The organism is Cellulomonas shaoxiangyii, from assembly GCF_004798685.1.
Lineage (GTDB): Bacteria > Actinomycetota > Actinomycetes > Actinomycetales > Cellulomonadaceae > Cellulomonas > Cellulomonas shaoxiangyii.
Genome location: NZ_CP039291.1, coordinates 394,871 through 407,946, shown reverse-complemented (window position 1 = coordinate 407,946; position 13,076 = coordinate 394,871). Strand labels below are relative to the sequence as shown.

11 protein-coding genes and 1 tRNA gene are annotated in these 13,076 nt (G+C 74.3%); 4 read left to right on the top strand and 8 right to left on the bottom strand.

Annotated elements, in window-relative coordinates:
- The 3 genes from E5225_RS01875 to E5225_RS01865 all read left to right on the top strand — a co-directional run bounded on the left by E5225_RS01875 (nucleotide 1) and on the right by E5225_RS01865 (nucleotide 3,866).
- A complete protein-coding gene (locus E5225_RS01875; RefSeq protein ID WP_135973402.1) occupies nucleotides 1–2,577 on the top strand; it encodes a penicillin-binding protein in 2,577 nt (858 codons plus the stop codon).
- A gap of 3 nt (nucleotides 2,578–2,580) precedes the next feature.
- A complete protein-coding gene (locus E5225_RS01870; protein WP_135973403.1) occupies nucleotides 2,581–3,552 on the top strand; it encodes a metallophosphoesterase in 972 nt (323 codons plus the stop codon).
- Nucleotides 3,553–3,792: 240 nt separating this feature from the next.
- Nucleotides 3,793–3,866, top strand: a tRNA-Pro gene (locus tag E5225_RS01865).
- A 160-nt stretch (nucleotides 3,867–4,026) separates the two neighbouring features.
- On the opposite strand, the gene E5225_RS01860 is transcribed toward E5225_RS01865, so the two are convergent.
- The 7 genes from E5225_RS01860 to E5225_RS01830 form a co-directional block, all read right to left on the bottom strand.
- Nucleotides 4,027–6,570: a glycoside hydrolase family 48 protein gene (locus E5225_RS01860; RefSeq protein ID WP_135973404.1), complete on the bottom strand. Its 2,544-nt coding sequence runs from the start codon at nucleotides 6,568–6,570 to the stop codon at nucleotides 4,027–4,029.
- A 342-nt stretch (nucleotides 6,571–6,912) separates the two neighbouring features.
- Complete coding sequence (locus tag E5225_RS01855; protein WP_135973405.1) at nucleotides 6,913–7,725, bottom strand: ABC transporter permease; 813 nt, start codon at nucleotides 7,723–7,725, stop codon at nucleotides 6,913–6,915.
- Nucleotide 7,726: 1 nt separating this feature from the next.
- On the bottom strand, nucleotides 7,727–8,698 hold the full coding sequence (locus tag E5225_RS01850; protein WP_135973406.1) for an ABC transporter ATP-binding protein: 972 nt from the start codon (nucleotides 8,696–8,698) through the stop codon (nucleotides 7,727–7,729).
- A gap of 150 nt (nucleotides 8,699–8,848) precedes the next feature.
- Nucleotides 8,849–9,628, bottom strand: coding sequence for a hypothetical protein (locus E5225_RS01845; protein WP_135973407.1), 780 nt, complete (start codon nucleotides 9,626–9,628; stop codon nucleotides 8,849–8,851).
- Between the two features lie 62 nt (nucleotides 9,629–9,690).
- The gene (locus E5225_RS01840) at nucleotides 9,691–10,431 is read right to left on the bottom strand and encodes a hypothetical protein (RefSeq protein WP_135973408.1); all 741 of its coding nucleotides are present in this window, start codon (nucleotides 10,429–10,431) and stop codon (nucleotides 9,691–9,693) included.
- Nucleotides 10,428–11,360, bottom strand: coding sequence for an ATP-binding cassette domain-containing protein (locus tag E5225_RS01835; protein ID WP_135973409.1), 933 nt, complete (start codon nucleotides 11,358–11,360; stop codon nucleotides 10,428–10,430). The genes E5225_RS01840 and E5225_RS01835 overlap by 4 nt, the downstream gene beginning before the upstream one ends.
- Complete coding sequence (locus E5225_RS01830) at nucleotides 11,357–11,758, bottom strand: GntR family transcriptional regulator (RefSeq protein WP_135973410.1); 402 nt, start codon at nucleotides 11,756–11,758, stop codon at nucleotides 11,357–11,359. Before E5225_RS01830 ends, E5225_RS01835 begins: the two co-directional genes overlap by 4 nt.
- A gap of 172 nt (nucleotides 11,759–11,930) precedes the next feature.
- Here E5225_RS01830 and E5225_RS01825 point away from each other — a divergent pair, with 172 nt between their 5' ends.
- Nucleotides 11,931–12,836, top strand: a complete 906-nt coding sequence (locus E5225_RS01825) for a hypothetical protein (RefSeq protein WP_135973411.1) — start codon at nucleotides 11,931–11,933, stop codon at nucleotides 12,834–12,836.
- A 6-nt stretch (nucleotides 12,837–12,842) separates the two neighbouring features.
- Here E5225_RS01825 and E5225_RS17400 read toward each other — a convergent pair whose 3' ends face one another.
- Entirely contained in the window at nucleotides 12,843–12,989 is a 147-nt protein-coding gene (locus E5225_RS17400) for a hypothetical protein (RefSeq protein WP_166435950.1), read from the bottom strand.
- Nucleotides 12,990–13,076 lie beyond the last annotated feature (87 nt).

Genomic DNA, 13,076 nt, shown 5'->3' with positions numbered 1-13,076 from the left:
ATGCCGACCCCTGCCCGCGCCCGCGGACGCAGCGTCAGCGCCGTGCAGGCGCTGGCACTGCTCGTCTCCTTCTGCCTCGTCGCCGTCGTGGGCGGGGTGCTGGCCGCCGGCATGCTGCTGCCGGCCGTGGCCGTGACCAACGGCGCGACCGACCTGTCCGTCACGGCGTTCGAGGAGCTGCCGAGCCAGCTCGAGCAGCGCGACCTGCCCGAGAAGTCGGAGATCCTCGCCGCCGACGGCACGCTGCTCGCGACGTTCTACGTGCAGAACCGGGTGATCGTGCCGCTCGCGGAGATGGCGCCGATCATGCAGCAGGCGGTCATCGCGGTCGAGGACCGGCGCTTCTACGAGCACTCGGGCGTCGACGTCCCCAGCATGGCGCGCGCTGCGGTCGCGACCCTCATGGGCGACACGCAGGGTGCGTCCACCCTGACGCAGCAGTACGTCAAGAACGTCTTCGTCGACGCCGCCGAGCAGGCCGGGTCGGAGGCGGAGCGCCTCGCGCTCATCGACGCCGCGCGGGAGAGCGAGGGCGCCGAGGGCGTCGCCCGCAAGATCCGCGAGGCGAAGATCGCGATCACGCTCGAGAAGTCCATGTCGAAGGACGAGATCCTCGAGAGCTACCTGAACATCGCGCCGTTCGGTGCCTCCGTGTACGGCGTCGAGTCGGCCGCGCAGTACTACTTCAGCAAGCCGGCCAAGGACCTGACCTACCTCGAGGCCGCGACCATCGCCGGCATCACGCAGAGCCCGTCGGCGCTCGACCCGGTCGGTCCCGCGGAGCAGACCGAGGAGGAGCGCGCCGCGCGGCTGGAGAAGTCGCAGAAGCGGCGTGACCAGGTGCTGCGTGACATGGCGCGCGAGAAGTACATCACCCAGGAGGAGCTCGCCGCGGGGGTCGCGACGCCCATCGCCGACACGCTGCGCCCGCAGCCGCTCAAGCAGGGGTGCATGGCCGCCGGTGACGTCGTCGCGGGCTCCGGCTTCTTCTGCGACTACGTCACGAAGGTGATCATCAACGACCCCGCGTTCGGCCCGACCCGGCAGGACCGGCTCAACCTGCTGTACCGCGGGGGCCTGCGGATCACGACGACGCTGCTGCCCGGCGAGCAGGCCATCGCCGACGCCGAGGTGAAGGCCGGCGTCCCGGTCGACGACTCGTCCGGCATCGCCTCCTCGATCGTCACGGTCGAGCCGGGCACCGGCAAGATCCTCGCGATGGCGCAGAACCGCATCTACTCGAACCTGAAGGACCGCCCGGCGCAGGAGACGGCCGTCAACTACAACGCGTCGTTCGAGTACGGCGGATCGTCGGGCTTCTCCCCCGGGTCGACGTTCAAGGTCTTCACGCTGCTCGAGTGGCTGCGCAAGGGGCACGCGCTGAACGAGACGGTCAACGGGACCCGGATGAAGTACGACCAGCGCGAGTTCCCCAACTGCATCCGGCTCGTGGGCGACTACCCGTTCGCGAACTCCGAGGGCGGGCGCGCGATCCCGCAGTCCGTCCTGGACGCCACGCGGAACTCGGTCAACTCGGCGTACATGGCCATGGCCAAGGAGCTCAACCTCTGCGACATCATGCGCGGGGCCGCCGAGCTCGGCGTGACGCAGGCCGGAGACCCGAACGCGATCGACCCGTCGTGGGGCACCCCCATGAACGCACCGTTCACGGCGACCCCGGCGAACGTCCTCGGTTCGCAGTCCACGTCTCCGCTGCAGATGGCGGCGGCGTACGCGACGTTCGCCTCGGGCGGCACCTACTGCAAGCCGATCGCGATCACGTCCGTCCAGAACCCCGCCGGCGAGGAGCTGCCGGTCCCGTCCGCCGACTGCCGCCAGGGTGCCGTCGAGCCCCAGATCGCCGCGGCGATGAACTTCGCCCTGAGCAACGTGTGGACCGGCACGGCGATCAGCGTCGGCAAGCCGTCCTACACGGCCGCGGGCAAGACCGGCACGACCTCGAACAACGAGAACAACTGGTTCGCGGGCTACAACCCGCTGCGCGCCACCGTCGTGTGGGTCGGCCACAGCGACGGGATGCGCTCGATGGGCGGCCTGGTCATCAACGGCAAGAAGTACACCCGCGGCCCGTACGGCTCGTCCATCGCGGCGCCGACGTGGAAGCGGTACATGGACAGCACGCTCAGCGGCGTCGAGGTGCCCGGGTTCGTCTCGCCCAACGACCGTCAGGTGTTCGGCGAGCGCCGCGACGTGCCGTCCGTGGTCGGCCTCACCGAGCAGGACGCGCGCAGCAGGCTCGAGCGTGCGGGCTTCCGCGTGACGGTCTCGAACGAGCAGGTGGCGTCCCCGGTGCCCGCGGGCACCGTCGCCGACCAGTCGCCCGCCGGCACGGCGTCGCGCGGTGCCACCATCACCCTGCGGCTGTCCAACGGGCAGCCTCCCGCACCCGACCCGAACCAGGTCCAGCCCGGCTTCCCGGGCGGCGGGCAGGGTGGCGGCCCGGGCGGCGGGCAGGGCGGCGGCCCGGGCGGCGGGCAAGGCGGCGGCCAGGGCGGTGGCCAGGGTGGCGGGCAGGGCGGCGGCCAGGGCGGCAACGCCGGCCGCGGCAACGGCTGACGCGTGCACCCCTCGCTCACCGCGCTCCGCCCTGCCCTGCGCACCGTCGGCGGGCTCGCGCTCGCCGGCGGCGCCGGTGTCACCTGGTCGCTCGTGGAGGCGCGCTGGTACGCCTTGCGCGAGGTGACCGTCCCGGTGCTGCCGGCCGGTCAGGCCCCGCTGCGCGTCCTGCACGTGTCGGACCTGCACCTGACCCCCGGTCAGCGGCGCAAGGTCGACTGGGTCCGCGACCTCGCGACGCTCGACCCGCACCTCGTCGTCGACACCGGGGACAACTGGGCGCACCGCGACTCCATGCCGGCCCTGCTGCGGGCGCTCGAGCCGCTGCTGGCCCTGCCCGGGGCGTTCGTGCTCGGGTCGAACGACTACGTCGCCCCGATGCCGAAGAACCCGGCGCGGTACCTGCTCCCGGACGCGCGCCGCGCGCCGGCCCGCCCGCCCGTGGAGCTGCCGTGGCGCGAGCTCGTCGCCCGGCTGACGTCGGCCGGGTGGACGGACCTGTCCAACCGCCGCGACGCTCTCGAGGTCGACGGCCGCCGGCTGTCGCTCGTCGGCACCGACGACGCCCACCTCGAGCAGGACCGCTTCCCGGCGGCGGGCGGACCCGACGACGCGCGGGCGCGCAGCGACCGCCGGGACGCACCGGACATCGACCTGCACGTCGGCGTCACGCACGCGCCCTACCGCCGGGTGCTGGACGCGATGCACGCCGACGGCGTCGACCTGATGATCGCCGGGCACACCCACGGCGGGCAGCTCACCGTGCCGCTGTGGGGCGCGCTGACGACGAACTGCGACCTCGACACCGGGCGCGCCAAGGGCCTGCACGGCTGGCCGGGGGCGCGCCCCGACCGGGCGGGCGGCGCCGGGTCGGCGTGGTTGCACGTGTCGGCCGGCCTGGGCACGTCGCCGTACGCACCGGTGCGGTTCGCGTGCCGGCCGGAGGCGACGCTGCTGACGCTCGTCGCCGCCTGACGTCGCGGCCGGCGCCCACGAGAGCGTTCGTCGTCGCCCGGGCGCCGCGTCGGTCGGCGTGTCACCGGGGTGCGTCGGCCGCGGCCGGGACCTCGTCCCGGGGGTGTGCGCACGGCGTGCGTACGCCCGCGGGAGGACACCGGTTCCGGGGACGACACGCGAGTCGACACGCCCCTCCCGCGCCCGCCCGAGGCCGGTTTCACTCCCGCCCCGAACGTCCGCTATTCTCATGGGGCTCCACGGGGTGTGGCGCAGCTTGGTAGCGCGCTTCGTTCGGGACGAAGAGGTCGTGGGTTCGAATCCCGCCACCCCGACAGTGCGAGGAAGCCCCCGGTCGGCAGATGCCGACCGGGGGCTTCGTCGTTCGTGCGTCCTGCCGACGTGCGGACACGACGGAGGGCCGGCCCCGGGAGTCCCGGGACCGGCCCTCGCCACCGCCGCGCATGGGGTCGCGGCGGGGTCAGCGGTCGTGCGTCAGCCGGTGGTGCAGGTGGAGCCGTTCAGGCTGAACGCGGTCGGCCTCGGGTTCTGGCCGGTGTGCGAGCCGTTGTACCCGATCTCGACCGAGGCGCCGGCCGCGAGCGTGCCGTTCCACGCCGCGTTCGTCGCCGTCACGGTCTGGCCGGACTGCGCCCACTGGGCGCTCCAGCCCTGCTGCACCCGCTGACCGCCCGTCAGGTCGAACCGCAGGTTCCACCCGGACAGGGCCGTCGTGCCGGTGTTGGTGATGCGCACCGACGCGGTGAAGCCCGTGTTCCACTCGTTGCTGGTGTAGCGGACCGAGCAGGCCGCGGTCGGGTTCCGCGTCGGGGTCGGCGTGACCGTGGGGGTCGGCGTCACCGTCGGCGTGACCGTCGGCGTCGGCGTGACCGTCGGCGTCGGCGTCACCGTCGGCGTGGGCGTGACCGTGGGCGTCGGCGTCACGGTGGGCGTCGGCGTCGGGCCGCCGCCCTCGAACAGGCGGGCGTAGTCGGCCAGTGCGCCGGCGATCGCCGTCTGCGACCAGAACCGGTGGTACGTGAACGTGGGGTTCACGCCCGTGCGCAGCGCGGTCTCCACCTTCGACCACTGCGGGTCCTGCTTGTAGAAGGACCGGATGTCGAGGAAGGAGACGCCCGGCTTGATGACGTCGCCGTTCGGCATCGTGCCCGAGAAGGACGACGGCACGTACACGCCGTTGCCGTTCGCCACGTACGCGTCGTCGAAGCGCTGGTAGTCCCCGCGCGTCTCCGGCGCCGCGACACCGAGCTCGTCCTGGTTGTTCTCCCAGATGGCGTCGAGCAGGGCCTTCGCCTTGTCGCGCGACGCGGTGTCGCCCGAGCGGGCGGCGTAGAAGAGGAGCGCACGGGCGGTGTCGCCGGCGACGCCGACGTCCTGGCCCGAGCTCTTCAGCGTGACGGTGAGGCCCGCGTTGGCGCCCGGGTTCGCCGCGTTCCACGTGTCGGGCTTGCCGGACCACGTGAGCTCGCTCGGCACCGACCAGTCGGCGCCGTTCACCTTGATGTTCGCGACGACCCACGGGACCCACTTGTCGAGGACCCGCTTGGCCTTCGCGTTGCCGGTCTCGTAGTAGAGCTCCGCGACGCGCTGCACGCCCCACGCCTGCATGCCGAACCACTGGTTCGACGGTGGGTCGACGTACACGGGCGCCTCGGTGTAGGCCATGCCGTAGAACGTCGGGGTGCCGGCCGGGGGCTGCGCGTACGCACCGTCCCAGCTGTTGGTGGCGCCACCGGCGATCGGGCCGTTGCTCGACTGCAGCCACGTGTAGAACTCGAGCTGGCGGTCCATGGCCTTCGTCCAGTCCGACTTGGCGGTCGGGGACTTCGGCGTCAGCTTCGCGTCGTTGGACAGCGCCCACGCCGCGAACGGGTTCTGGTACCCGAAGTGCGCGTGCGAGGAGCTGATGCGCCACGACCAGCCGGCCGCCGCGTCGGTCGCGCCGCCCCACGCCATGTACCAGGACAGCAGGTAGTGCGCGCTGTCGCGGCCGGTGCCCGCGGGGCACGACGGCGAGGTGCAGCCGATCGTCTTGAAGTACTTGTCGAACAGCGTGTAGCGCAGGTAGTCACCGAGCTTGGCGGCCTTGGCCACCGTGCCGGCCACCTCGGCCGCCTTGCCCTGCTCCGTCGCCCACTTGTTGGCCCAGTAGACGGCCTCGACGGCGCGTGCGTCGGCGTCCGACGCGGACGTGAACTTCCACTGCTTCGCGTACGACGCGTCACCGGTGAAGATGTCGAGGAAGCCGTTCCGCCCGCCGAACGTGAAGTCGTCGCAGGTGGGCTGCGGGATGGTCTCCCAGACCGACTCCTGCGGGCCGCGCTGGAACGTGTTGATGAGCGAGACGCCCTCGTGGTCCGGGCCGAGCTGGCAGCCGGGGCCGGGCGCGTTGCCGAAGCCGTAGACGTTGTCGACGTCCGCGAGCCAGTGCATCTGGTAGATGTCCGACGTGCCGTAGGTCGACTTCAGCTCGTTGGCGAGCGGGTCGACACCCACCGTGCCGCTCGTGTTGAGCTGCGAGGGGTAGCCGCTCGGGTGGTTGTACTCCGCCGCGTACGTGGCGGGCTTCTGCGGGTTGTAGAACGAGTTCGTCGGCTGGTCCGCAGCCTGCGGGATCATGTAGGTCTCCATGGTGGCCCACGCCTCGTTCAGCGGGGCCCACTCACCGGTGGCCTGGCCGTAGAGCGCCTCGAGCCACAGCCAGTAGCTGTACGCCTCGGACGTCGTCATGTGGCCGTAGTCGGGCGCCTCGACCATGAGGGTCTCGACCGCGTGGTACGGGATGCCCTGCGGGCTGAAGTACCCGTTGGCCGGGTCCTTGATCTTCTCGTACTGCTCGAGGAACCGTTGGGCGTACTCGGAGTCGGCCGGCGCGGCCGCCGCGGCGACGGGCGCGTTCTGCGCCGTCGGCCCCGCGAGGGCGATCGCGGACTGGACGCCCGCGATGCCCACGAGCGACGTGGCGGTCAGGACGGCCCAGGCCGTCCTGACGGCACGCCGTCGGGTGGATGAGGACATCGTTTCCGTACCTTTCTCGGCGTCCGGGGCGCGCGCGTCGGTGCGGGCGGTCCCCGGTGTCCCGGCGGGCGCGGGTGCGCGCGCCGGTGCGGTGCACGAAGAAACGGACGCACGGGGCGGGCGCCTCGGTGCGCCCGCGATCGTGGTCTGTACCGGGCTCACTCTCCTGAGCGCGCCGGGACCGGGGAAGGTCGCGAAACGATTAGTGGGAGGAACTGGTGGGAGCGCGCCCACCGGGACGGCGACGGGCCGGGCCGTCCGGCGCCGTCCCCTCCGACGGCGTCGTGCGGCCCGGCCCGTGCCGGTCGGTGGCCGGCGTCCGTCCGGACGCCGGCGGCCCGGTCACGTCCAGCGGAACAGCCGCACCGCGACCGGCGTGGCGATCAGCGCCCACGCGGCCATGACGAGGACCTGCGTGGTGGGGAACGGCTGGCCCACCCACGCCGCGGTCATCGCCTGCGACGCGGCGCCGAGCGGGGTGTACGCGGCGATGTCCTGCACGACCTGCGGCATGACCGGCAGCGGCAGCCACACGCCGGCGAAGAACAGGGACACGAAGTAGAGCGTCATGCCCCACCCGTTGGCGGCCGCCGCCGTCGGCGCGAGCGCGGCGACGAGCGAGCCGAGGGCGAACGACGACAGCACGGCGAGCGCGAACACGCCCAGCACCAGCAGCGGCTGCACCGGCAGGCTGATGCCGAGGACGACCGCACCCGCGGTGACCGCGAGCGCCGCGGCGGCGAGCAGGGTCGCGAGGTTGACCAGCACCTGCGCGACCAGCAGCCGGTAGGGCCCCACCGGCGTGGTCGACAGGCGCCGCAGGACGCCGCGCTGGCGGTACGTCGCCACGATCGACGGGAACGTCGACAGCGCGACCGTCGCGACGGCCATGCTCAGGACGATCGGCGTGTAGCCGGTGATGGCCGTGATCCGCGCCAGCAGCGGGTCGGACGTGTCGTACGGCTCGTCGGCCCACGGCATGACGAGGCCGAGCACCGTGAGGACGGTCGCGGGGAAGAGCAGGGCGAAGAACAGGACCGACGGGTCGCGGACCAGCAGGCGGCCCTCGACCGCGGTCATGCGGGCGAGGACGGCACCGCGGCGGGTCGGCGCGGGGGTCGTGGGGGTCATGGGGGTCGTGGGGGTCGTGGTCATGTCACACCTCCGAGGCGGACGCGGGGACGGACGGACGGGCGTCGGCGGCGGTACCGGGCCCGTCGCCGGTGAGGGAGACGAACGCGTCCTCGAGCGACGCGCGGTCGAGGCGGACGTCGGACGTGCGCACGCCGTGCCGGTCGAGGGCGACCAGCACGTCCTGCACGAGCGTCCCGCCGCCGCGGACGACGAGCGTGCGGTCGTCGACCGACGCGTCCCGCACGCCGGGCACGCCCGCGAGGGCACCCAGCAGGACGTCGTCGGTCACCGCGCCGTCGGGGCGCACCCGCAGCACCTGCTCGCCGTGCGCGAGCGCGACGATCTGCTCGGGCGTGCCGACCGCGCTGACGCGCCCCGACGCGATGAGGGCGATGCGGTCGCAGAGCCGCTCGGCCTCCTCCATCAGGTGCGTGACCAGCACGATCGTCACGCCCGCGGACCGGATCGCCTCGACGACCGCCCACGTCTCGCGGCGCGCGTGCGGGTCGAGGCCCGTCGTCAGCTCGTCGAGGATCGCGACCTCGGGCCGGCCCACGAGCGCGAGCGCGACCGACAGGCGCTGCTTCTGCCCGCCGGACAGGTCCTTGAACGCGGTGCCCGCCTTGGCGGTGAGCCCGAGCAGGTCGAGCAGGTCCGCGGGGTCCGCGGGACGGGCGTAGAAGGACGCGTACAGGTCGAGCGCCTCGCGCACGCGCAGCCGGTCGGGCAGCGCGCTCTCCTGGAGCTGCAGCCCGACGCGCTCGTGCAGCGCGGTGGCGTCGCGCGTCGGGTCCAGCCCGAGGACGCGGACCGTGCCGGCGTCCGGGGTGCGCAGCCCGGCGAGCATCTCGACGGTGGTGGTCTTGCCGGCGCCGTTGCGGCCGAGGATGCCGTAGATCTCGCCGCGCTCGACGGTGAGGCTGACGTCGGCGACGGCGACGGTGCTGCCGTACGCCTTGCGCAGGCGCTCGGCCTGGACGACTGGGGTGCTCATGGTGCCCTCCGGTGGGTGACGGGTGGTGCGGACGGGCGGTGCGGACGGGCGGTGCGAGGGTGCAGGGTGCCGCGGGACCGGCGCGGGCCGGACCCGTGGGGACGTGGGCGGGTGGTGCGGGGTGCTGCGGGTGCGGCCGGGGCCGGGAGGTCAGCGCCTGCTGCGGATGGCGACGCCGCCGACCACGGCGGCGTGGACGCCGGCCGTCGCGACGGCGAGGGCGACCCCGCCGAGCACGTGCGCCGCGGCGGCATGCCCGGCCGCGAGCGGCTCGGCGAGCGCGACGGGACCGAGGCGCTCGTCCTCCAGCGTGACCACGAGCAGGAGCGGCAGGCAGGTCAACGGCAGGGCGAGCGTGCCCCACCAGGCGCCGACCCGCTGGTAGACGGACCCGACGAGCAGGCCCGTGACGCTCGCGACCAGGTGCACGGGCACGAGCTCGGCGAGCAGCGCGCCGACCGTGCCGTGCGGGCCCGGCAGGAGCGCGTCGGCGAGGCGGGTGTCCCAGCCGAGCAGGGTGTGCACGGCGCGCTCGACGAGCACGAGGACCGTCAGGACAGCGCCGTAGCCGATGCCGGCGACGGTCGCCGTCAGGACGCTCGAGCGGGCGAACGTCCGGCGCGTCATGCCGGCGGCCACGTGGACCGGGAGGTGGAGCGTCACCAGCCCGATCGAGAGGGCGAACAGCAGCCAGACCCCGCCGTGCCGCGCCACCGCGACGACGGAGACGTCCACCCGGCCGTCGAGGACCGCCAGCACGAGCGTGCCGACGACCGCGCCGACGACGACGACGGCCCAGAACCACGCGCTGAGCGAGGCGACCGGGCGCAGCTGCGCGCGCAGCGCGTGCCGCACGGGGGCGGTGCGCGTGCCGGCCGGGACCGCCCGCGACGGGCGCGTGTGGGGCGGAGCCGGGGTGGCGGTGCTCATCGTGTCCTCCGGGGGCGGGTGCGGGTGCGGGGCGGCGCGCGTGCGGGGGCCGGCGGGTGCGGTCAGCGCGGCGTGCGGATGGCGATGCTGCGCAGGACCAGGACGTAGGCGACCGCGGTGACGGCACCGAGCACGAGCGCGACGACGACGCCGGCGGTCGCACCGGCCCACGGGTCGAGCGCGTCCCAGGTGAACCACTCGCCGCCGGCCGCGAGCGCGACGAGCACGGGTGCGACGGTCAGCGGGAGCGTGAGCGTGCCCCACCAGGCGCCGCCGCGGTGGTACACGGCACCCACGAGGAGGCCGCTCAGGTTCGCGAGCACCATCGCCGGGCCGAAGAGGCCGAGGAGCTCACCGGCTTCCGGGTCGGCGCTCGCCGGGAGGTCCCACACCTCCGTGTCCCAGCCGAGCGCCCCGTGCACGGCGCGCTCCACGAGCAGCAGCCCGACCAGGACCAGCGTGTAGAGGACGCCGGTGGCGACCGCGGTGAGGAGGCTCGCGCGCAGGAACGTCCGCCGCGTCATGCCCGCCGCGACGTGCGGGCGCAGCAGGGCCGCGACGAGCAGGATCGCCTGCGAGAAGGGGAACCAGATCGTCGCCTGGCGTGCGTACTGCACGACCGAGACGTCCACCGACCCGTTGACCCGCCAGACGACGAGGCTCGCGGCGACGAGGCACACGAGGGCGACGGCCCAGAACCACGCCGCCAGGTAGACGGCGACCCCGAGCTGGCGCTGCAGCGCGTGCGCGAAGGGCGAGGGCCGACGCGCGGCCGGGGGCGCGCCCGCGACGGCGGCGCTCACGGCAGGACCGCGCTGCCGGTGCGGCCGGACGCGAGGTCACCGCGCCGGCGTGGGTCGGTGAGGTGCACGAACAGGTCCTGCAGCGGCACGGGCCCGAGCTCCAGCCCGGCCGTCCGCGCCTGCGCGACGTCGGCGTCCGTGAGCACGCCGCGCACGGTCACCTGCGCCGTGCGCCCCAGGCGCTGCGTGCCGAGCACCGTGCGGCCGGCGACGAAGGCCTCGACCGCGTCGACGGGACCGGTGACGGACACGCCCTCGGCGCGCAGCGAGTCCGCGTCCTGGCGGATCAGGACGCTGCCGCGGTCCAGCACGACGACGTCCTCGATCAGCCGCTCGATCTCCTCGATGAGGTGGCTCGACAGCACGATCGTGCGCGGATGGGCGAGGTAGTCGGCGAGCAGCGCGTCGTAGAACGCGTACCGGCTCGGCGCGTCGAGGCCGAGGTGCACCTCGTCCAGCACGGTCAGCGGCGCCCGGCCGGCCAGGCCGATCGTGATGCCGAAGGCCGACTTCTTGCCGCGCGACAGCTTGCTCGGCTTGCTCTTCGGGTCGAGCTCGAACAGGTCCATCAGCTCGGCGGCGAACGCGCGGTCGAACGTGGGGCGCGCACCGGCGAAGAACTCGAGGTTGTCGCGCAGCCGGTCGTCGTCCAGCACGTCGCCCGACTCGCGGACGAGGCAGACGCCCGGGGCGGTGCGCTCGTTCTCCCACGGGTCCTCGCCGTCGACGAGCACCTGGCCCGACGTCGGCCGGCGGAACGCGGCGACGAGCGCGCCGAGGGTGGTCTTGCCCGAGCCGTTGCGGCCGAGCAGCCCGGTGATCGTGCCGGGACGGATCTCGAGGTCGACGTCGTCGAGCGCGACGACGTCGCCGAAGCGCTGGGTGACCCCGCGCAGGCTGACGCCGTAGCCGGGGCTGGTGGCGGTCATCGTGCGGCCTCCGTGTCGGTCGTGGGGGCGGTGACGTCGAGGTGGGCGGCGCGCTCGCGCAGGCGGGCGACGACGTCCTCGAGCGGGATGCCGAGCACCCGCGCCGCGTCGGCGACGGGGTCGACGGTGTCGGTGAAGAACGACTCGCGGCTCTCGGCGAGGAGGCGCTCGCGGGCGCCCGGTGCGACGAACATGCCGACCCCGCGGCGCTTGTAGAGGACGCCCTCGTCGACGAGCTGGTTGAAGGCCTTGGCGGCGGTAGCCGGGTTGATCCGGAACGTCGTCGCGTACTGCGTGGTGGACATGACCTGCTCCTCGGCCGCGAGGTCGCCGGCGAGGACGTCCTGACGGATCTGGTCGGCGATCTGCAGGTACACGGGGTCACGACCGTCGAACACGTCGTCCCTCCCTACCTGTTCCGTGGTTCATTACATGACTAATGAACCACCGAACCGCCGGGAGCGCAAGACCCTTCCCGCGGACCGGCCCGCGGCACGGGCGGGGTGGCAGGATCGGCGCGCTGGGGACCCGCGGCGGCCGGTCCGCGGGGCCGCACGGACGGAGGACGGCATGCGCTGGGCGGGCCACGACCCCAGGAACCCCCTGGCCGGGCGCGGTGACGACGACCTGCGTCGCGTCCGGCTGCCGCTCGGGACGGTGCCCCAGCTGGCGGCGTTCGTGGCCGACGGCCGCCGCCCCGCGGGCACCGGCCTCCTGTGGCTCCTGACGCTGACGAACGTGCTGCTCGGCGCCGCCCTGGCCGCGGGCGCGGCGGCGGCCCTCGCGGCGGGCGAGGGAGCCGGCTGGGCCGCGGGCGTCGTGGCGGGCACGGCGTGGGTCGGCGTCGGGGTCGGGTTCGGCGTGCTCCACCTGCGACGGACGCCGCCGGCCGACGGCGCGCGGGTGGAGGTCGCCAGGGTGCAGGGGTGGCCCGCCGTCGTGCTGCGCCTCGACGGCACGCTCCCCCGCTACCATGCCGTCGGCGCGACCGGGGTCGCGGTGGCGCTCGTGGCGGTCGCCACCGCCGCGGGCCGGTCCGGCGGCGCCCTGCTGCTGTGGCTGCTCGCGCTGCCGGTCGCCGCGTGCGTGCCGGACCTGTGGGTCCGGGTGCGGCGCGGCGGGCGGCTCGTGCTCACCCGCGAGGGCGTGCACCTGCACGGCCCGGACGGGGCGGGCTCGCTCGTGTGGGACGACGTCGCGCGGGTCCGGCTCGCGGACACCGGGCGCCACGTGGAGCTCGTCGTCGAGGGACACCCGGACGCGCCGTCGTGGACGTGGCGGCGACGCCGGGGCCTGTTCCCCCGCGCGCCGCGCACGCCCCGGCTCGCCGTGCCGCTGCCGCTGCTCGACGTGCGCCCGTCGGCGCTGCTGCGCTCGCTCGACCGCTGGGCGCGCGACCCCGGCGCGCGCGCCGAGCTCGACGACGACCGCGGACGGCGCCGGCTCGTCGAGGACGGCCCGTACGACCCGTGGTGACGGGTTCTAGTCCAGCAGGCGCATCAGCAGCCGGACCGGCCAGCTGATCACGCGGACGACCGCCACGCCGAACTCGAGGACGTCGGCCGTCTCGACGGCCCGGCTCAGGAACCGCCGGGGGCGGCTCGGGTGCCGCCGTCGGTGCGTGCGCACGTGACCTCCTCGGTCGCTGGGTGCACGGACCGCGCCGGCCCGCCGCGGACGCCACGGTAGGCCGTCGGCCGCCGCTGCGGCGGGAGC